Origin of the sequence: Vibrio sp. bablab_jr001, assembly GCF_016464285.1 — a bacterium.
In the GTDB taxonomy this organism is placed as follows: domain Bacteria; phylum Pseudomonadota; class Gammaproteobacteria; order Enterobacterales; family Vibrionaceae; genus Vibrio; species Vibrio fluvialis.
On record NZ_JACDWZ010000106.1, the window covers coordinates 138,118 to 158,306 of the forward strand.

At 50.2% G+C, this 20,189-nt stretch carries 17 protein-coding genes; 14 read left to right on the top strand and 3 right to left on the bottom strand.

All coding sequences use genetic code 11. The features are described from left to right. Positions 1–236 precede the first annotated feature (236 nt). Complete coding sequence (locus JIG40_RS20715) at positions 237–1,478, top strand: GGDEF domain-containing protein (RefSeq protein ID WP_199251568.1); 1,242 nt, start codon at positions 237–239, stop codon at positions 1,476–1,478. Here JIG40_RS20715 and JIG40_RS20720 read toward each other — a convergent pair. After that, on the bottom strand, positions 1,469–2,449 hold the full coding sequence (locus tag JIG40_RS20720) for a Solitary outer membrane autotransporter beta-barrel domain (protein WP_199466008.1): 981 nt from the start codon (positions 2,447–2,449) through the stop codon (positions 1,469–1,471). The genes JIG40_RS20715 and JIG40_RS20720 overlap by 10 nt on opposite strands. Positions 2,450–2,719: 270 nt before the next feature. Between JIG40_RS20720 and JIG40_RS20725 the strand changes: the two genes are divergently transcribed. Then, a complete protein-coding gene (locus JIG40_RS20725) occupies positions 2,720–4,168 on the top strand; it encodes a diguanylate cyclase (RefSeq protein ID WP_244662708.1) in 1,449 nt (482 codons plus the stop codon). A gap of 44 nt (positions 4,169–4,212) precedes the next feature. On the opposite strand, the gene JIG40_RS20730 is transcribed toward JIG40_RS20725, so the two are convergent. Next, positions 4,213–5,067, bottom strand: a complete 855-nt coding sequence (locus tag JIG40_RS20730; protein ID WP_199466009.1) for a DUF5718 family protein — start codon at positions 5,065–5,067, stop codon at positions 4,213–4,215. A 23-nt stretch (positions 5,068–5,090) separates the two neighbouring features. Further along, a complete protein-coding gene (locus JIG40_RS20735) occupies positions 5,091–5,732 on the bottom strand; it encodes a TetR family transcriptional regulator C-terminal domain-containing protein (RefSeq protein ID WP_020328571.1) in 642 nt (213 codons plus the stop codon). A 216-nt stretch (positions 5,733–5,948) separates the two neighbouring features. Between JIG40_RS20735 and JIG40_RS20740 the strand changes: the two genes are divergently transcribed. The 12 genes from JIG40_RS20740 to JIG40_RS20795 all read left to right on the top strand — a co-directional run bounded on the left by JIG40_RS20740 (position 5,949) and on the right by JIG40_RS20795 (position 20,134). Further along, entirely contained in the window at positions 5,949–7,478 is a 1,530-nt protein-coding gene (locus tag JIG40_RS20740; RefSeq protein WP_199466010.1) for an ABC transporter ATP-binding protein, read from the top strand. Further along, positions 7,471–8,577, top strand: a complete 1,107-nt coding sequence (locus JIG40_RS20745; protein WP_199466011.1) for an ABC transporter permease — start codon at positions 7,471–7,473, stop codon at positions 8,575–8,577. The genes JIG40_RS20740 and JIG40_RS20745 overlap by 8 nt, the downstream gene beginning before the upstream one ends. Continuing rightward, complete coding sequence (locus tag JIG40_RS20750; RefSeq protein WP_199466012.1) at positions 8,577–9,506, top strand: ABC transporter permease; 930 nt, start codon at positions 8,577–8,579, stop codon at positions 9,504–9,506. The genes JIG40_RS20745 and JIG40_RS20750 overlap by 1 nt, the downstream gene beginning before the upstream one ends. Before the next feature lie 435 nt (positions 9,507–9,941). Further along, positions 9,942–11,018: a BMP family ABC transporter substrate-binding protein gene (locus tag JIG40_RS20755; RefSeq protein ID WP_199466013.1), complete on the top strand. Its 1,077-nt coding sequence runs from the start codon at positions 9,942–9,944 to the stop codon at positions 11,016–11,018. A gap of 96 nt (positions 11,019–11,114) precedes the next feature. Then, on the top strand, positions 11,115–12,527 hold the full coding sequence (gene xdhA, locus JIG40_RS20760) for a xanthine dehydrogenase small subunit (RefSeq protein WP_199466014.1): 1,413 nt from the start codon (positions 11,115–11,117) through the stop codon (positions 12,525–12,527). Beyond that, positions 12,520–14,898 carry a xanthine dehydrogenase molybdopterin binding subunit gene (xdhB, locus tag JIG40_RS20765; protein WP_199466015.1) on the top strand — a complete coding sequence of 793 codons (2,379 nt, stop codon included), beginning with the start codon at positions 12,520–12,522 and terminating at the stop codon, positions 14,896–14,898. The genes xdhA and xdhB overlap by 8 nt, the downstream gene beginning before the upstream one ends. Beyond that, positions 14,882–15,763: a xanthine dehydrogenase accessory protein XdhC gene (xdhC, locus tag JIG40_RS20770; protein ID WP_199466016.1), complete on the top strand. Its 882-nt coding sequence runs from the start codon at positions 14,882–14,884 to the stop codon at positions 15,761–15,763. The genes xdhB and xdhC overlap by 17 nt, the downstream gene beginning before the upstream one ends. Beyond that, complete coding sequence (locus JIG40_RS20775) at positions 15,760–16,251, top strand: 2-oxo-4-hydroxy-4-carboxy-5-ureidoimidazoline decarboxylase (protein ID WP_061055632.1); 492 nt, start codon at positions 15,760–15,762, stop codon at positions 16,249–16,251. The genes xdhC and JIG40_RS20775 overlap by 4 nt, the downstream gene beginning before the upstream one ends. Continuing rightward, entirely contained in the window at positions 16,248–16,571 is a 324-nt protein-coding gene (gene uraH / locus JIG40_RS20780; RefSeq protein ID WP_061055631.1) for a hydroxyisourate hydrolase, read from the top strand. The genes JIG40_RS20775 and uraH overlap by 4 nt, the downstream gene beginning before the upstream one ends. Position 16,572: 1 nt before the next feature. After that, positions 16,573–17,955, top strand: a complete 1,383-nt coding sequence (gene guaD / locus JIG40_RS20785) for a guanine deaminase (RefSeq protein ID WP_143682824.1) — start codon at positions 16,573–16,575, stop codon at positions 17,953–17,955. Beyond that, positions 17,901–19,139 carry a urate hydroxylase PuuD gene (locus tag JIG40_RS20790; protein ID WP_199466017.1) on the top strand — a complete coding sequence of 413 codons (1,239 nt, stop codon included), beginning with the start codon at positions 17,901–17,903 and terminating at the stop codon, positions 19,137–19,139. Before guaD ends, JIG40_RS20790 begins: the two co-directional genes overlap by 55 nt. Before the next feature lie 710 nt (positions 19,140–19,849). Next, the gene (locus JIG40_RS20795; protein WP_158146223.1) at positions 19,850–20,134 is read left to right on the top strand and encodes an EF-hand domain-containing protein; all 285 of its coding nucleotides are present in this window, start codon (positions 19,850–19,852) and stop codon (positions 20,132–20,134) included. Positions 20,135–20,189 lie beyond the last annotated feature (55 nt).

The window sequence follows — 20,189 nt, forward strand, 5'->3', positions numbered from 1 at the left end:
CTCTCCTGAACACAAATAATCGGCGATCCTACGCGCGATTTGATGTTTTGCTACACTAGCCAACACTTAACCGATAGGCAATCAATGTCGCACATACAAGATTAAATGTATGGTCAAGCACCCGCTTTTACGACTTAAGTTTAGCAAAAAGCTTGGAAAATCATTAAATAGAAGTATGCTAGCGAACATAACTATTTTTGAATTTATCATTAAGTCAAATGGCTAGTTGTTAGAACATGTCGTCGAGTCTGGTTACCTCGTATTGGTTTCGTTTTTCATTTCCAATCATTCTGCTTGCTGCACTGTGGTTCGGAATGAACAACGTCATTATTATCACCCGCTCAAATCTTGGATTTGCGGGCAATTTACCCTACGTGCTATTTATTGCCGCCATTGCGATCGCGCATCTCTTTAAACAAAGTCGTATGGCCATGGTGGCCTGTGCGATGATGATATGTTATTGGGTGATTCAGTATCGTTTGCAAACCCCGCTAACCACAGGCACCACCCTGCTTGAACTGTCTCTGCTGGCTATTTTGCTGCCTATCGCTTGCTTGCTCAGCTATGCTTTTAAAAATGGTGGATTGTTTAGCCGCGGATTTGCGGTGTATTTGGGTATTCTCACTCTATTCGGCGTGTGGTGTTATCTCATTATCACGCAATATCAATCCGGTGGCTTTGCGGATCTTAACGACGGCTTGCTCTATTCAGTCGAACAAATATCTAAACTGCCGTTCATTCTGGTGCTCTATCTTGCGGCATTAACGGGCATCACCAGTATTTTTGTGTTAACCAAAAATCGTCTAATGGATGTGGTGATTTACACCTCAATTCTGTTGGCGTCGAACACCTTCATTTTCTTTCAGGTGCAGTATGTCTCCAGCACCATGTTCTCGTTAGCTGGTGTGCTTCTGATACTGTATTTGTTATCGGCCAGCCATGAGATGGCATTTAACGATAGGCTGACGCAGCTACCTGGGCGTCATGCACTGGATCTGGATATGCGCTACCTCGGGCGACGTTTTACGGTAGCAATGGTGGATGTGGACCACTTCAAGAAGTTCAACGATTCCTATGGTCATGAGACCGGCGATGACGTGCTCAAGTTAGTTGCGGCCCGGCTGCGCTTGGTTCAGGGGCGCGCTAAAGTGTATCGCTACGGCGGCGAAGAATTTACCGTTCTGTTTAAAGGTAAAACCGCCGATCAAGCGGTGGATTTTCTGGAGCTGCTGCGCGCTGATATTGAACAGTATGATCTTGTGATTCGTAATTTTGATTCGCGGCCAAAGAACGATAAAGATGGCGTGAAACAGCGCTCTGATGCTAAACGTACATCGGTGAATATCACCGTCAGTATTGGTGTCTGCGACAGTACAGTGGAGCGCAATCCTATTTCGGCAATCAAATTGGCAGACCAGGCGCTCTACTCTGCGAAAAAAGCGGGTCGCAACTGTGTCAAAGTGGCGAATCAGTCCTGATTGAAAAACAGCACAATACTGCCGCCTTTGAATGCGCTGCCGTAATTTAAGGCCAATCCAATTCCAATGTTGTCTATAAAACTGATTTCAAATGGTGGGGTCATTAACCATCCAACGCTTGCCTCATAGTACATCGATGTGCCCAGAGGCTGGTTGATGTCTCCACCCACGTCCACCCTTTTGAGGCTGGAGTAGATAGACTGAACAGAACGACCGAGCTGAGAAAAGTCATAGGCTGCGGTTATTCCATTTGCGATATACCACCCTTCGGGATGACCGATATCGCCTTCATTTGCTTGCCCCCACCCATAACCGTAAAAGTAGTGCCAGGATGATGAAACTTGCCAACGCCCCCAGGATTCCTCTGACTTGTATTTCACTTTAAAGTGCGGCTCATAAATGTTGGCCCAGGCCGTGGTGTTGAACAGTAAATTGTCAAGAAAAGGTGCAATTTGCTGCCCGGTTGGGCTGTTGTAATCCATGCTATTTTCGTAGCGCAACAAATGAGCTCCAAATCCGGGCTCAAACGACCAGTGTTCATCGAAATTATGTTTGAAGCGGTAAGCGGCGTATAAGTCGACGATCACTTGGCGAAAATCGTCTTTCGGCTCGTCAGGAGCAAACTGCACCGTTTCTTCAGATACCATCCCCGATAAGCGCAGTAAAATGCTGTGCTGATTAATGGCATCCGCCTCGCTGAGTTCAAACGTATAAGGTAGTGTCGAAACAGCATATTTCTTGCGGTTGTCGAGCGACTCCTCCGTGCCCCATTCTTCATTATCAGTGTTGAGCAACTTGTTAGGATCAAAATCGCTGATGCCAACGGTAAATACATCACTGTCGCTCAGTACGATCGTTGCCGCAAAGCTGTTCTCCAAAAAATTCTGGATGGAGGAGTAACCTGCGATGGCCCAAGAGGAGTAAGTAAAAAGGAAAGTCCCAAGAGGTATAGCGAAGTTGCGTTTCAACATACGTCTGCAAGTCATCTGTATTCAGTTGAATATTAAACTTATGTTAGTCGATACTCGGCATCGGGGACATCAAAGTTTTTCCGTATGTCTCCATGTTGAGAACTGGCGCTACTCTAAGTGCTATCGTGGTGCAATCTTATGATTTATGTCAAATTTCTTTAATCAACTTGTAAGTAAATGAATAAAAACTCAATAACGACTTAGTGAGTTATTGATCAGTAACTACTATTAAATAAGCCTACGTCATGCAGTGAAGGTCAAGGAGGACATTTGGCTGTTAATCAAGATGTTCTGTCGATTTATGACAAATGGATGCGATCAATTTCTCTACGCCCGATTTTGGTCGCTTGTGCTTGGCTTATCATGTGGCGGGCTGCTGCTCTGATGGAATATGAGCCACACGTCAGTGTCTGGTTTCCCCCCTCCGGTGTAACATTCGCTATCTTTTTGGTTTTGGGCTGGTCGTATTTACCCGTTCTCATTTTGTGCTCAATTACTGCGACCTTTTGGGAAAATAGCATTTACGGTGCCCATCAGTCATTTACGACATTGGTTTCCACCGGTTTGTTATTCGCAGGTATTCACAGTTTCGCATACTGGCTTGGTGCTTCGTTGCTTAAGCAGATCAGTGCAGAGCAAGACACCGTTAAAGTTCCCAATCTGATTTTGCTATTTTTGATCTTAGCCGTGTGCTCCTCGTTGGTTGCCGCCATCGGCGGCTCGACTGCGTTGGCGATGACCGGCATCATCGATTACTCCGACATCATGCAATTGTGGGTCCCTTGGTGGGTGGGTGATTTGATTGGTGTTGTGGTCATCACACCGCTGATCGTATCAATTCTCGGGAAATTTTACCCTTCTGAAGGCCGATGGTTGATAAAGCATTTCAAACCATTGTTGGATGATTTACCGCTGCAGCCTTTTATTTATAAGCTGATTACCGCAGGCCTTATTTTATTGAGCATCAGTATGCTTGTGGCCGCCTATCCTTCTTCACAGATTGTGTTCATGGTGTTCTTTCTTGGTATTGCACAGATGTGGATTGTGTTTACCGAAACTGCCTCACGTTCATTTATCAGCTTGGCAGTGCTCAGCACGCTAACGGCGGTGCTGGTGGACGTTTTAGGATTATCTGAACGCGCGATGGTGTATCAGTTCACCATCTATTTACTGGCGGCCAACACTTATTTCGGGCTCTGGGTGCCGCACATTTTAGTCGACAATCAGAAACTACGCCGCCTTTCCGAGCAAGACATTCTGACGGATGTACAAACCCGTCAGTTCTTTATTCGTAATGTTCATGACGAAGTCGTTCGCGCGCGTCGTTATAACCAGCCGATTTCAATGATTTTGTTCGATATCGACAAGTTTAAAGTGATTAACGATAATTACGGCCACATCATTGGCGATAAAGTATTGATAGCCATTGCAAATCTCGTTAAGCAGGAGATTCGCCCTTCCGATAAAATCGGCCGATTTGGTGGCGATGAGTTTATGCTGTTGTTACCCGGCGATGACCTACCGGGAGCGTTACAGGTTGCAGAACGCCTGTGTGAAGCAATCGGAAAGTTACGGGTCCCCGGAATGAGTGACATTGTCACTTGTAGTTTCGGTGTCACTGAGATAAAAGATAACGATAACTTCGTTTCGGCGTTTGAACAGGCAGATAAATTGCTGCTTGAAGCTAAGAAAGAAGGACGTCATCGAGTGAAGTCCTAACGACAAAGGAGCCGATTGGCTCCTTTGTCGTTTATGGCGTAAGTCTATTCTGCCCGCGCATAAACAGATTGCTTAAGTACAATGTGTTGCTGTAAAAGTTCGTCAATCGTCTGCTCAACAATCAGGGAGTGGATTTCGGGATTATCAATACGTGTCGAGTCATACAGCACCGCGCACAGTTCATCACCGGATTGTAATTGGTGCTCTTCACCGTATTTCGTATAGCGAGATGAGCCCAGTGAGATCAACATGCGTTTTGGGTACCCTGCCTCGCCAATCAGCGTGGCGAGGCTATGCAGTGCTCCTTCGTTTTTCTGAGTGTTGAGCTGTTCTATCAACCAAGAAATCAACTGTTCATAGCAGTAACTGTAATCACTCAATGAGACGTCATGGCAACATGCTGACCAAACGCCTTCTCGGCGATGAAAGCTGCAGAATCGGTACTTCCCGAGCCCATCTTCGGCGCTGAAACTGGTCAGTGGCCACGCTTTTTTCGCAATGCCTTTTGATGCCAGCCCCCAGTTTTTCTTTTCAGCCAATTTGCTAACAACGGCATTGCGATGAGTCAAATCGTTGAGCAGCGTCATCGATTCTGGTTCCAGCCCGATAACGGTTGTGCCAAGATAGTTCACCTTAACCACAAGTGCGATTTCAGGCTCCATCTGCACCCGTGCCGTTGGATCATTAGGTAACAGAACACTGTCAAACGAATACGGATTAACCGTTAAGTATTCGTCGCTGGCGTCCGTGACATAAAAGGGAAAAAGCGCCTGCGGGCGACTGGTATCCACGTCACCTTGAAGCGCTTTTGCTTCGCCAGTCTGTTGTAAGTGGCCAGCGAAATTGCCGGCAATCCCGATCCCAAATAATGGGACTTTTTTACTGCTGTTCGGGCTCAAGTCTTCCTCCATGAAGCTTAAAGTTACGATGTCACGGCAAGGCCGCGTAAAATCATATCGACAAGAAATTGCTGTGCCTGTTCAAACTCTTCTTCGGACATGGGCGCACCTTTGATGAGCTGAATTTCAGTATCAAAATCAGCGTAAAATTGGGTGGCTCCCCATATCAAAAACAGCAAATGTAGCGGATCGACCGGGCGAATTAGCCCCTGTTCTACCCACGCGTTGATCACACTTGCTTTGCCCGCTGCCCAGTTGACGACCGGAAACTGAATTTCATCACGAATCACCGGCGCGCCCTGAATAATCTCTTGAGCGAAGATCTTCGACTCTTGAGGATGCGTTCGGCTATAGCGCATTTTGCCGACGATATAATTGCGAAGCACAGCTTGTGGCGAACTGTCGATGGCACTTTCTGAAAAACCTTCATTCCACAGCGTGAGAATATCCTGCAATAACGCTTTATACAGTCCCGTTTTGGACTTGAAGTAATAGAGAATATTGGCTTTGGGCAAATTCACTCGATCGGCAATCGCTTGAACCGATGTGCCTTTGTATCCATGTTTGACGAATTCATCAGCAGCAGCCTGCAAGATTAATTCCTGGTTGCGACGACGAATTTCTCCCGAAATAGAGCGTTTCTGCTGTCCCAGTTCAGTCTCCAAGAGAACTCCTTTCATATTGGCCCTTTATTACAGTAATCATTGCTTACGCATCGGTTGTCAAGTGTCTAAATATGCACCGTTTTCAGGCATCTGCACATTTATGGTTCAGCAGGTTGCGACATAGCGCAGCGCAGCCCTTGTTGCCACTCTATTTGAACACTTGGTCAAGTTTTTGCATTTATCCTTTCGAAAAAAATAGAAAGGAATCTGCTCAACATGACTACACCACTTCTCGAACTGTGGAATCTCAGTAAGTTCTTCCCGGGTGTCGTGGCGAATGACAAAGTGAATCTCAAACTGTTTCCCGGCGAAATTCTCGCTCTACTGGGTGAAAATGGAGCCGGAAAGTCAACGCTGGTGAAAATGATTTATGGGGTCAACATGCCCAGTGAAGGTGCGATTTTATGGAATAATCATGAAGTCAGCATGACATCCCCCAATCAGGCCCGCGCCATGGGGATTGGCATGGTGTTCCAGCACTTCTCTGTGTTTGAAACCCTGACGGTGTTAGAAAATATCCAGTTGGGGCTAGATAAGGAATTTCTCGACTCCTTGGATGATTTACGCCAAACCATTGTCGAAAAAAGTGAACAATATCAGTTACACGTTGACCCGGACCGTTACGTTCACAGCCTGAGTATCGGGGAGCGCCAACGAGTCGAGATTTTGCGTTGTTTGATTCAGAACGTAAAACTGCTGATCCTTGATGAACCGACCTCGGTACTGGCCCCTCAGGAAATCGAAGGGCTGTTTACCGTACTCAATCAACTGGCGTCAGAAGGTTGCGCGATTTTGTTCATCAGCCATAAGTTGAAGGAAGTCACCACGCTTTGTCATCGCGCCGTTATTCTGCGTGGCGGCAAAGTGACTGGGGAATGCAACCCTTCACACGAAACGCCCAATTCAATTGCGCGCATGATGGTTGGCGATGAAACCCAGTTGTCGGAAACGTATCCGAAAACTGCCGGTGAAGCAGTGGTGCTGCGCACGGTCAATCTGTCACTCGCGCCGTCTCATCCGTTCGGATGCAGCTTAAAGCGCATTAATTTTGAGCTTCGCAGTGGCGAAATCTTTGGTTTGGCTGGCGTTGCAGGCAATGGTCAGGAAGACTTGTTGGCTGTGCTGAGCGGCGAAGATACTCGCGCCGATAACGACTCTATCCAGTGGCAAAATGCGCCGATTGGCCATTTGCATGCGGGACGCCGCCGCCAACTGGGCTTAGCCTACGTCCCGGCCAATCGCTTGGGGCAAGGCGCCGTGCCGGAGATGAGTTTAGAAGAGAATACCCTGCTGACGCATGCGCGTTCGCTTTGTCGCAGCGGTGTGATTCAATTTCCCAAACTCAAAGCCATGGCCCAAAAACTGATTCAAACCAATCAGGTCAAGTGCCGCAATGAGCAGTCGCAGGCGAAAAGTTTGTCTGGCGGGAATCTGCAAAAATTCATCATGGGGCGTGAGGTTGCACAAGCACCGCGTTTGTTGATTTGTGCGCACCCGACTTGGGGTGTGGATATCGGTGCGGCCAGCGCGATCCATCGACAGTTGATCGCATTGCGCGACCAAGGTGCTGCCATTCTGGTGGTGTCTGAAGACATTGATGAGCTGTTCGTGCTTTGCGATCGCCTCGCGGCGATTTATGAAGGCCACGTCTCTTCGGCGGTAAAAACGGCGGACACGTCCATTGATCAAATCGGTGAATGGATTGCAGGCGGCTTTATTGTGTCGCAGGAGGTGGCCCATGCTTAACGTGCAACCTCGTCTGGAAAGTTCAAAGTTGATGATGTGGCTCTCTCCTTTCATTGCCGTTACCTTAACGTTAGCCGTCTCCAGTGTGCTGTTTGTGTGGCTGGACGTCAGCCCGCTGAAAGCGTTTCAGGTGTTTGTGATGATGCCCTTTTCCGACAGCTACAACTTGGGCGAATTGCTGGTGAAATCCGCGCCGTTGATGCTGTGTGCCGTGGGTTTAGCGCTCTGTTATCGAGCCAACATTTGGAATATTGGCGCTGAAGGCCAGTTATTGATTGGCGCCGTAGCGGCGAGTGCGATCGCGGTAAATGCCGATGATACCTCAGGGATTGGCATGCTACTGGCAACTTTAATTGCGGGCATGGCTGCAGGCGCTGGCTGGGCCGCGATTCCGACGTGGCTGAACCGTCGTTTTCACACCAACATCATTCTCACCACCATCATGCTCAACTACATCGGTTTGTATGTGCTGCTGTGGGCGGTGCATGGCCCGCTTCGCGATCCGCAAGGGTTCGGCTTTCCTGAATCCCAAATGTTTGCCGATGCTGCGCTGCTGCATCCGCTGTTTGACAGCGGACGCGCATCAGCATCGATCATTGTTGCAGTCGTGATTGCGATGGTTTCGGGTGTTGTGCTGTTCAAAACCCTGCCCGGCTTTCAATTGCGCGTGCTCGGTTCTGAGCGTGCGGCTGCCAAATACGCCGGTTTTTCAGAGCATCGCCTGGTTTGGGGCGCGATGTTGTTTGCTGGCGCATTGGCAGGTTTTGCAGGGGCAGCCGAAGTCGCTGGGCCGATTGGTCAACTGGTGCCGTCCGTTTCGCCGGGCTATGGCTACGCAGCCATTATCGTGGCGTATTTGGGGCGTCTGAATCCGATCAGTGTCATTGTTGCGTCGCTGTTTATGGGCGCGCTCTATATGGGAAGCGATCTGGCGCAAATCGAACTCGGGCTGCCAACCGCGGTGACCGGGCTGTTCCAAGGCACGCTGCTGTTTTTCCTACTGGCGTGTGATTTTCTGATTCACTATCGCTTTGTCCCCAAAAGCGCGTTACGGGCGCCCGCGCAAACTACACTTGTTGACGAAAAAGGAGCCGCATAATGGATGCGTTATTGATTCAATCGCTGTGTATTGCGGCACTGAAAACCGGAACTCCGTTACTCATCATCGCATTGGGCGAGTTGATTTGTGAAAAAACGGGCGTATTGAATTTAGGTCAAGAAGGCATGATGTTGATGGGCGCGATGGCAGGCTTCGCGGGCGCCTATTTCTCCGGCAGTTTGTTGGTTGGCATACTGGTTGCTATGTTGGCCGGCATGCTGATGGCGTTGCTGTTTGGCGTCCTGACGTTAACCTTGAGCACCAATCAGGTGGCAACTGGGCTGGCGTTAACCATCTTTGGCACTGGGCTCAGTGCGTTTCTCGGCGGCAGCTTGGTTGGATCCACGATCATCGGCTTCAAAGCAATGCCGATTCCGCTACTGAGTGACATTCCGTTCATTGGCCCATTGCTGTTCAATCATGACTTGCTGGTTTACCTCAGCTTCGTGTTGGTCGTTGGTGCTTGGTGGGCGCTGCACAAGACGCGTGCGGGGCTGATCATTCGCGCGGTTGGCGAAAATCCTCACTCAGCCAATGCGCTCGGCATTGAGGTGATTAAAGTTCGTTACATTGTCACCTTGATTGGAGGCGCTCTGGCTGGTTTGGCAGGCGCTTATATGTCCCTCGCCTACACGCCAATGTGGATGGAGAACATGACCGCAGGCCGCGGCTGGATTGCGCTGGCTTTGGTGGTGTTTGCATCGTGGCGGATTGGCTATCTGGTTTTGGGCGCGTATCTGTTTGGATTCACCTCAATCATGCATTTGATGATGCAAGGTGTGGGCGTGGATATTTCACCGAACCTCTTAGCGATGACGCCTTATGTGGCCACGGTTGTGGTGATGGTGCTGCTCAGTTCAAACGAGCTGCGCCAGAAGCTAGCGACGCCGATGAGTTTAGGCAAGCCATTCGATCCCAAACGTCACTAATTTGCAATCGTCATGACGTTCCATCGTAATTAAAACCAAAACGTCACGACATGAGGAAGCCCGCCACTGCGGGCTTTTTTATCGCCTTTTGCTTTGGACACCTTGTTGACGCCCGTACGTGTTTAAGTATGTCGATGGACTTAAGCACATAGGTGAAATGCATCAAATGTGTGCACATCGTGAATCACTAAGCACCAAAATTACGCATTCCCACATCAGGTTCAGCTCATGTTTTCCATGCTTGAAGCACGTCTTTCTCTTTTGATGCCTTGCGGCGTAAGACTTTCTCTCATCAATGAAAAATAAATTTTCAAAACACGACCAATTGGTCAAGTTTTTGCTTTATCCATTCATAACGATGCGTTGCAAACCGAAAGCCTTAATTCAAACAGCAACAATCTCAACTCAAACCATAAAATGAAAACGGAGAATTTCATGAAACTAAATCAGTGGATGACTGCTGCGGCACTTTCTGTGTTTGCACTGCTCTCAACTTCGGCACTGGCGGATGATCCGCTGAAAGTCGGCTTCGTCTATGTCGGACCGATTGGCGATCATGGCTGGAGCTATGAGCACGACCAAGGCCGTATTGAAATGGAAAAGTACTTCGGTGGAAAGGTCAAAACCACGTTTGTTGAAAACGTACCAGAAGGCGCGGATGCGGAACGCGTGATCACGCAGTTGGCGAAATCGGGCAATGACGTGATTTTCACCACCTCTTTTGGCTTTATGAACCCGACGGCGAAAGTGGCGAAACGTTTTCCGAACGTGACCTTTGAGCACGCCACCGGCTACAAGATGGATAAAAACCTGGGCACGTACGTGCTGCGTACCTATGAAGGTCGTTATGTATCTGGTGTCGCTGCGGGGATGGCCACCAAAACCAACACGCTGGGCTACATCGCAACGTTCCCGATTCCGGAAGTCATTCGTGACATCAACGCCACCTATCTGGGCGCGAAGAGCGTCAATCCAGACATCAAACTGAAAATTGTTTGGGTCAACACCTGGTATGACCCAGGCAAAGAGTCGGATGCAGCGAACGCACTGATTGACCAAGGCGCAGACATCATCATTCAGCACACCGACAGCCCGGCGCCACTGATTGCCGCTGAAAAACGTGGCGTGATGGGGATTGGCCAAGCGTCTGACATGAGCCACTTTGCGCCGAAAGCGCACATGTTCTCTGTGCGTGACCACTGGGCGCCGCACTACATCAAAACCGTCGAAGGTGTGATGGATAAAAACTGGAAGCCACAGGATTACTGGGGAGGCTTGAAAGATGACGTGCTGCAGATTGTGTCGATCAACCCGGATCTCCCTGCTGAAATCAAACAAGCTATACTCAGTACAGAAGACAAAATTAAATCTGGCGCTATCGTTCCGTTTACCGGTCCGATGAATGATAACCAAGGTCATCAAGTGATCGCTTCAGGTCATTCTCTGACGGATAAAGAACTTGCAGGCGTGAACTGGTACGTCGAAGGCATCGACGCCAAGATCCCTAACTAATCTCACCTCCGGCTCGCGTCTCCTGCTCATGGTGCGCGAGCCATTTTTTACCTAGCAAGTTGACCAATTGGACAAGTTTTAAAGACAGAGGAAGTTATGTTAGAGCTCATGATTAACAGCGAGGTGATCAGAGTGGAATCGGCCAAGGCGGATACCATGCTGCTCAACTATTTGCGCGAACAAAAACAGATGACAGGCTCTAAAGAAGGATGCGCCAGTGGCGATTGCGGTGCCTGCACCGTCGTCATGGTTGATCTGGATGAATCTGAGCACCTTCGTTATCGTCAGATCAACGCCTGTATTACGCCGATTCATGCACTGCATGGTAAACAGATCATTACCGTCGAACATCTTAAACAGGCTGACACCTTGCACCCGGTTCAGCAAATAGTGGTCGATAAACACGGCACGCAATGCGGCTTTTGTACGCCGGGGATTGTGATGTCGCTGTACGCCCTTTCAAAACAAGAAACAGCACCAGAAAAACCCAGTGACTTTCTCGCTGGAAATTTATGCCGCTGCACAGGCTATGGCCCGCTGATTGACGCCGCCAACACCATTGCTCATAGCCAAATCGACGACCCACTGAGTCGTCATGACGACACGGTGAAAGTCTGGCTCGGCTCGGTGGCCGAAAGCAGTGAGCCGCATTATGCGCGTCCTGCTAACCGTCAAGCGTTAGCCGAAGCGATAGCCGCCATGCCGGATGCCAAAATTATCGCGGGCGGGACCGATCTATCGCTCGAAGTGACCCAACAAATGAAATCGCTGCCTCAGCTCATCGATATTTCTCATGTGGATGATCTGCTTGGGATTTCTGAAACCACGTCAGGCTGGCGAATTGGCGCTGCTGTGCCGATGAATCAGGTTCACGAGTTCGCCAAAGCGCATTTCCCAACGGCAGATGAAGTTATTGAACGCTTGGGCAGTTTAACCATTCGTCACCGCGCAACGCTCGGTGGCAGCCTTGGTCATGCCTCGCCAATTGGCGATATCGCCCCGCTTCTGATTAGCCTCAACGGTCGTATCGAAGTCGATGATGGTGAAACCCGCATTCTGTTTGCACCCGAAGATTACATTACTGGCTATCGTGAAACGTTATTGAAACCCAATCAATGGATCAGCGCGATTCACCTGCCGCGTTTAGCACCGAATCAGCATCATGCGATCTACAAAATCAGTAAGCGTTACGAAGACGACATTGCGACCGTGACTCTGGGCATCAATATGACCATTGCCACCGATGGTCGTGTCAAGAACTGCATCATTTCAGCAGGCGGCGTCGCAGCGAAATCAGTGCGATTGCATGAGCTGGAAAAAGTGTTTGTCGGTCGTCCGTTGACACTGCCCATCGTAAATGCAGCGAAAGCGTTAGTGCCAACATTGATTCAGCCGCTGAGCGATGTACGCGGCAGTGCTGACTATCGGGTGAAGTTGGTACAAAACCTGCTGCAACGCTTTTATCTTGAATCTCAACACGTTGAAACAAGGTTGGTGCAACATGCGTAAGTTAACGTCGATTGAATCCTCACACACGCAGTCGCATACCGCGTTCCAGGTGGTTGGGCGTTCTCACAAGCACGAAAGTGCTGAAAAACAAGTCAGTGGTGAAGCGCAGTTTCTGGATGACTACGCCACGCCGCGCGGTTGTTTGCACGCTGCTGTTGTTACCAGCGCGATTGCGAAGGGCCAAGTCAGCTCTGTGGATCTTAGTGCGGTCAGTCAGGCTGACGGTGTCGTTCGAGTGCTCACGGCGGACGATATTCCGGGCGAAAAAGACATCGGGACCATCTTTAAAGGTGACCCGTTGCTGATGCTGGACGGAGAGATTCGCTATTTCGGTCAACCCATCGCTTTGGTGCTGGCGACCAGTCATGAACAGGCCTGGAAAGCGGCTCGTCTAGCGAACGTCGAATACACAAAAAGTGACAATGTCACTCTAAGTTATGCCGAAGCGAGCCTTAAAGAACCTTTGTTGGCTCGCCATCAAATGGGCCCGAATCCCGATACGGCGCTATTCGACCAAGCCGACATTCATCTTGATGGCGACCTGCATGTGGGCGGTCAGGAGCACTTTTATCTGGAAGGCCAAGCGAGCCTTGCTGAACTCACGGAAGATGGCGGCATCTTTCTGCGCTCTTCAACCCAAAACCCGTCGGAAGTTCAAAAGCTGGTTGCCGAAGTGCTGGCAGTTGATTTTAACCGAGTCACCGTCGATATGCGCCGCATGGGCGGCGGATTTGGCGGTAAAGAGAGCCAGGCTGCGCAGTGGGCATGTATGGCGGCGCTGGGGGCGTTCCACACTAAACGTGCGGTAAAAATGCGTTTGCCACGCGCCGTGGATATGACGGCGACGGGTAAACGCCACCCCTTCTATAACCGTTATCAACTCGCGGCGGATAAACAAGGTGTGATCCAAGCCGCCAGTATCGAAGTAAACGGCATCTGTGGTCACTCGCCGGATCTTTCGGATGCCATTGTCGATCGCGCGATGTTCCATGCCGACAATGCTTATTCCCTTGGCAAGGCCACGGTGGTTGGCAATCGTCTCAAAACCGACATGGTCTCTCACACTGCGTTTCGAGGCTTTGGTGGCCCACAAGGCATGATCGTGATTGAAAAAGCGATGCAGGAACTGGCGCTAGCCACCGGACTCGATGCACTGGATGTGCGCCTGAACAACCTGTATCGCGCGGGCAAAAACATCACGCCATACGGGATGGAAGTGGAACAGTATGACGAGATGCGCGGGATCATCGAGCAACTGGAAGCTGATGCTGACTACCGCGCGCGCCGCTTGGAAATCGAACAGTGGAACAAGCGCAATCCGGTGCTGAAAAAAGGTCTGGCGCTCACCCCTATCAAGTTCGGCATCGCGTTTACCGCCACGCACCTCAATCAGGCGGGCGCGCTGATTCACATCTACACCGATGGCACGTTGCAGGTGTCGCACGGCGGGACGGAAATGGGTCAAGGTCTGCACACCAAAGTTCAGCAGATCGTGGCGCAGTCGATGGGCATATCGCTTGATAAAGTCCTCGTCACGTCAACGCGCACCGACAAAGTGCCAAACACCTCGCCAACCGCCGCCTCTTCAGGCGCCGATCTCAATGGGATGGCTGCTCACAACGCGGTCATGACCATCAAGGAACGTTTACTGGCGTTTGCTCGCGAACATTATCACTGCGATAACCTGGATATCGTCAACGACACTTTAGTCGGTGCCGCGAACCCTGTTTCTTGGGCGGAGCTGGTGCAACAGGCCTACATGCATCGCGTGTCGCTCTCGGCTAGCGGCTTCTATCAAACACCGAAAATCGGTTACGACCGCACCACCGCGACCGGTCGTCCGTTCTTCTACTTCTCGCTCGGCGCCTCTTGCTCAGAAGTCACGATTGATACGTTGACGGGCGAACTGCGCGTGGATCGCGTGGATATTCTGCATGATGTGGGCAGCAGCCTTAACCCGGCGATTGACCGCGGCCAGATCGAAGGCGCGTTTATTCAGGGATTGGGCTGGCTGACGACTGAAGAATTGGTGTGGGCCAAAGACGGTCGCCTGCTCAGCAACAGCCCGATGAATTACAAAATTCCGACCATTGGCGATTATCCAAAACAGATGCAGATTGCGCTGTATGACAAAGCCAATCCGGAGCACAGCATTTATCGCTCGAAAGCCGTTGGTGAGCCGCCGTTTATGCATGCCATCAGTGTTTGGTGTGCCATTTACGATGCAGTGGCGTCCATTTCTGAGCATCGTTGCGCGCCGCACCTGCATGCGCCGGCAACAGGCGAAATGATTTTGAGCGCCTGTGAGCATCAACAGCAGTGGCTTGAAAGCCATCCAGTGAAGGAGAACGCCGATGTCATTCTCTCATAACACCTTTCTGGTAAGTCCGGGCCTCAATTGGCTGGCGGCATGTCAGCAGCTAGAACAGCGCGGCGAAGCGTACTGCATCGCAACGGTTGTCGCTTATGTCGGCTCCGTGCCCCGTACCAGCGGTGCCAAGATGGTGATCACGGAGACGGCGCAGTTTGACACGCTAGGCGGTGGCAATCTGGAGTTTCAAGTCATTGCGCTGGCGCGTGGACATCTCAAAGCCAAGCACAGCGACGTTACGATTGAACGGTTTTCTCTCGCGGCGGATTTGGGGCAATGTTGTGGTGGCGCGGTGCAAGTGATGTTTGAGTACTTTCAAACGCAAACGCCGCAAGTGGTTATCTTCGGCGCAGGCCACGTGTGTCAGGCGTTGACGCGCGTACTCTCAGAGTTACCGTGTCACGTAAAAGTGGTGGATAACCGTGCTGAGTGGCTCACGCCACTTGCTCAACTTGGTGTCGAAACACACCATTGCGACGACCCGCGTCAGGCGATGATCAGCCTGAACGATAACGCCTATCTCATCATCATGACCCAAGATCACGCGCTGGATTTCGAACTGACGCTGTCTGCGCTAGAAGCTCGGCGCTTTGCGTTTGTGGGTCTAATTGGTTCGCAAGGCAAGCGTCAGCGTTTTGAGTTTCGTCTCAAAGAACAGCTGAGCAATCCGTCATGGATTGATGCCCTGACCTGCCCGATCGGCCACCCGGATGTGCAAGGAAAGTTGCCGATGCAAGTGGCCGTATCTGTCGCGGCGCAATTGATTGGCCTGTTCGCCCTTCAAATACCAACGCCATCATCCGGTGATGCGCAGTGGCAGCAGGCCAACCAAGCCCGCAAATCACTTAAGGAAACGCACGAATGAACTCCACCCTGAATCAACTCGATTTGAGTGAAGAACAGCTGGCACAAATTTGTACCAGCAGACGTTGGCAGCAACTCATGCAAGCTGCCATGCCGTTTGAGTCGGCCGCGGTATTGAAGAATGCCGCAGATGCCGCGTTTGCCCAACTTGATGAAGCCGATTGGCTGGAAGCCTTTGCCGGACACCCGATGATCGGCGACATGGCAAGTCTTGAGAAGAAATACGCGCAGGGTAAAGCGCTGAGTGCGAAAGAACAAGGTCAGGTTCAGCTCGCGTCCAACGAAACGCTGCAAGAACTGTTGGTGTTGAATCAACAATACCGTGCGAAGTTTGGTTTTATTTTCATTGTCTGCGCCACCAACAAAAGTGCCGACGACATGCTGGGTCTGCTCAAGGCGCGTATTCACCGAACTTACCAACAAGAGCTGCAACAAGCTGCAATTGAACAACAAAAAATCAGTCATATCAGAATGGAAGCGTATATATGAATCAATTAAGTTGTCATGTACTCGACACGGCCAATGGCCGCCCGGCTGCAGATATTACCGTCAAGCTGTTTCGCTTGGGCAGTTTTGAGTGCCTTGCTGAAGCGCAAACCGACCAGGATGGTCGAGTCAAATTTTCCGAGGTCTCACTCGATACGCACAACTACACCCTACGATTTTTGGTGCAACCCTACTGTGAGGCGCAATTTGGACAAGCATTTTTCCCGATGATCGACGTTCATTTCACGGTGGGTGAAACGCGTAACTATCACATTCCATTGCTGCTCTCGCCTTATTCCTACTCGAGTTACCGAGGCAGTTAATATGGTGAAAGACAATTCAGCATGGCAAGTTCACCGGGGAAGCATTCTGCACTTCCCTAAAGTGACATTGTCACCAAAACACAACTATGAATACTGGAACGACGGTGTTTTAGTCATTGAACATGGTCGTATACAGCATGTGGGGGATGCGAAAGCGTTCTTCGCGGTGTCAGCCAATAAAGCGTTGCTGATCCAGGGCAACGTGGTCCAGCACCGCGGGTTGTTGATCCCCGGCATGATTGATTCACACGTGCATTTTCCGCAAGTCGAAATCATCGCCAGCTACGGCAAGCAATTGCTCGACTGGCTCAACACCTACACGTTCCCGACCGAACTGCGCTTTGCCAACTACGACTACGCAAAAGTTCAGGCGCAATTTTTCCTGCAACAATTGTTTGCGCATGGGACGACAACGGCGAGCGTTTACGCTACGGTGCATCCTCAGTCGGTCGACGCCTTTTTTGAAGCGGCCGAGCAATACGACGCGCGCATGGTTTGCGGCAAAGTGATGATGGATCGCTTCTGTCCTGACGAGCTGCAAGACACGCCTGAATCGTCGTATCGCGACAGCAAAGCGCTGATCGAACGCTGGCACAATCAGGGCCGCGCCCTGTACGCAATTACGCCGCGTTTTGCGCCAACCAGCACGCCGCAACAGTTGGCAAAAGCCGGACAGTTGGCCGATGAGCATCCGGACACCTTCATTCAGACTCACTTGAGCGAAAACATCAACGAAGTGGCGTGGGTGAAAGAGCTCTATCCGCATGATGATGATTATTTGGGGGTGTATGAACGTAATCATCTGGTGCGCGACCGTGCGCTGTTTGGCCATGCGATTCATCTGAGCGAGCGTGAACAACAAACGCTGGCCAGTAGCGGCGCGTCCATCGCCTTCTGCCCGTCTTCCAACCTCTTTCTCGGCAGCGGGCTGTTTCCGTATGACAAAGCGAAAGACGCCGGCATTCCGGTGTCGATTGCCAGCGATGTGGGTGGTGGAACCAGTTTGAGCCTGCTGCGCAATCAGGCCGATGCCTACAAAATCTGTCAGTTACAAGGCGTCAGCCTGGATGCGTTTGAATCGCTCTACCTCTGCACTCAAGGCGCCGCCGCTTCAATGGGACTCGATCACCTGATTGGGAATTTTAACATCGGCACTGAAGCCGACTTTATCGAACTCGATCTCACTGCATTTCCGATGCTCAAGCAGCGCACATTGCGTTGTCAGGATTTGTCTGAGCAGCTTTTCGCCCTTATCACCCTTGGCGATGAGCGAGTGATCGAGAGAACTTACGTTCATGGAAAATTAGTCTATCAAAAGGATATGTTGTTATGTGGCCACAACTCTACGAATGGTTTGCGTTATTCATCAAATGGTTTCATGTAATTTGTGGCATCGCATGGATTGGTGCGAGCTTCTATTTCACTTGGCTGGACAACAGCTTAGAAACCCCGCCCCAATGGAAAAAAGACAAAGGTATTAAAGGCGATCTTTGGGCTGTACACGGTGGCGGTTTTTACGAAGTGGCCAAATATCAGGTTGGCCCGGAAAAAATGCCGGAGAAACTGCATTGGTTTAAATGGGAAGCCTATTCGACCTGGCTGACGGGTTCGGCATTGCTGATTTGGATGTATTACTTCAACGCGCAAGCGTATCTGGTCGACCCACGTGTGATGGAACTCACCTCGCTGCAAGCAGTTGGCGTGGGTGTGGGCGGTATTTTGCTTGGCGTCGTGGTGTATGAGGGCTTGATGCGCTCTCCGCTTGGCCGCAACACGCTGTTGTTCAGTGGCGCGTTAATCGCCTTTGGCGCTCTGTTTTTCTATGGATTTACGCACCTGTTCAGCGGCCGCGGCGCGTTCATCCATATGGGGGCATTAATTGGCTCCATTATGGTCAATAACGTCTTCCATAAGATTATTCCGGGTCAGCGCAAAATGGTGGCGCAGGTGGCCGCGGGTGAACCGGTCGATCCTGCGCCCGGCCTGGAAGGCAAACGCCGCTCGATTCACAATAACTACTTCACACTGCCGGTGATTTTCCTGATGATCAGCAACCATTACCCGATGGTGTATCAACATGCGCACAGCTGGTTGGTGGGGATGCTGATTCTGGTGATCAGTGCTTACATCCGTCACTACTTCAACCTCAAGCATTCCGGTGAGAAAAAACCGTTCGTGATGTTTTCCGGTGCGGCCGCGATGTTTGCTCTGGCCATCGTGATTAGCTGGCAAGCGACCGAACAGATGCACATGGCGAAATCACTTCCCCGTGACGCTGCGCCTGCCAGCGCGACGGTCACGGCCTCGCTCAATGCGGATCAACACATTGCGCAGCAGATCATCGAACAGCGGTGCAGCCAGTGTCACAGCGCCACGCCAACAGATGATGTATTCAAAGTGGCGCCGAGTGGCGCGGTGTTTGACAGTTGGCAGGACATTGACCGCTGGAAATCTCGCATTATTGCCCGCGCCGTAGACAGCGGTGATATGCCGTTTCTCAACAAAACCCAGATGACGGACGAAGAACGCCAGCAGCTTAAGCGGGCTTTGTTACCACCTAATAATTAAGTAAATTCTTGAAAAAACAAAAGCCACCTATGTCGGTGGCTTTTCCTTTAGTATTGATACAGGCAAATTTTCTAATCCGCCTGTATTAGTTGTGCGCTGCTGAAGATACCTGGTTAATCATTGCAGCCAAAGATAGATCTGGCAGATTGGATAATGCGATAACTACCAATGCAATGATCATAAACGCCGGTAATAGTTGCATAAAGTAGGAAAACAAAAAGCCTTCACTGTAGTTTGAAGAGGAGTATTTCTTTTTCATCACTCTAGCCTCAATCTCCATCGCCCTTGGAGAGGTTTGACGTCGTTAAGTTTTTACGTATGGTTACCAAGTAATATTTAGAAAACATCGATGAGGGCGATTGAACTTTGTCAATTTTTGCCATTCATCATTCCGTAAATAGTGGAACCATATGCTCCTGAGTACTGTAGTCTTTAGGTCGCTGAGTTTACGCGTAGCAGGGTGACCACATACCCACCCATCCTATTCACATGGATGATATAAATTCTAGTGCATATGTTTTAAATTGCTACTCTATACAAATAAAAAACATTCTTATTTGTCTTTTCTCATTTTAGAGACACAAATGCGGCAGATTGAACCGCAATGTAAAGCATTGTAAATCGACGAACCCTTTTTCTGTTGGATGCTCCAATGCTGGGTTCGACAAAACGAACGGCATTAAATATTCCAATAAATTCAGGACTAACACATGAAATCTGTTTCGCTTTTTGCCTTACTGGGCTGCGCTTTGTTGTCGACTTCAACCATGGCACAAGAGCAACCCTCTGGTCGCCCGGACATGGGGCCGCCTCCGAGCTTTTCGGATATGGATAGCAACGGCGATGGCGTATTGACGCAAGATGAAGTTCAGGGACCCATGCAGCGTGATTTCAGCAGCATGGATACCAACAATGATGGGCAGTTGACGGAAACCGAAGTCGATACGTTTATGAAGAACCATAAACCGCCACAGCGTCCTAACAACGATGAATGACATCGAGTTATTATAGAAACAGAAAGAAGAAGCCCGGTTACAAACCGGGCTTTAG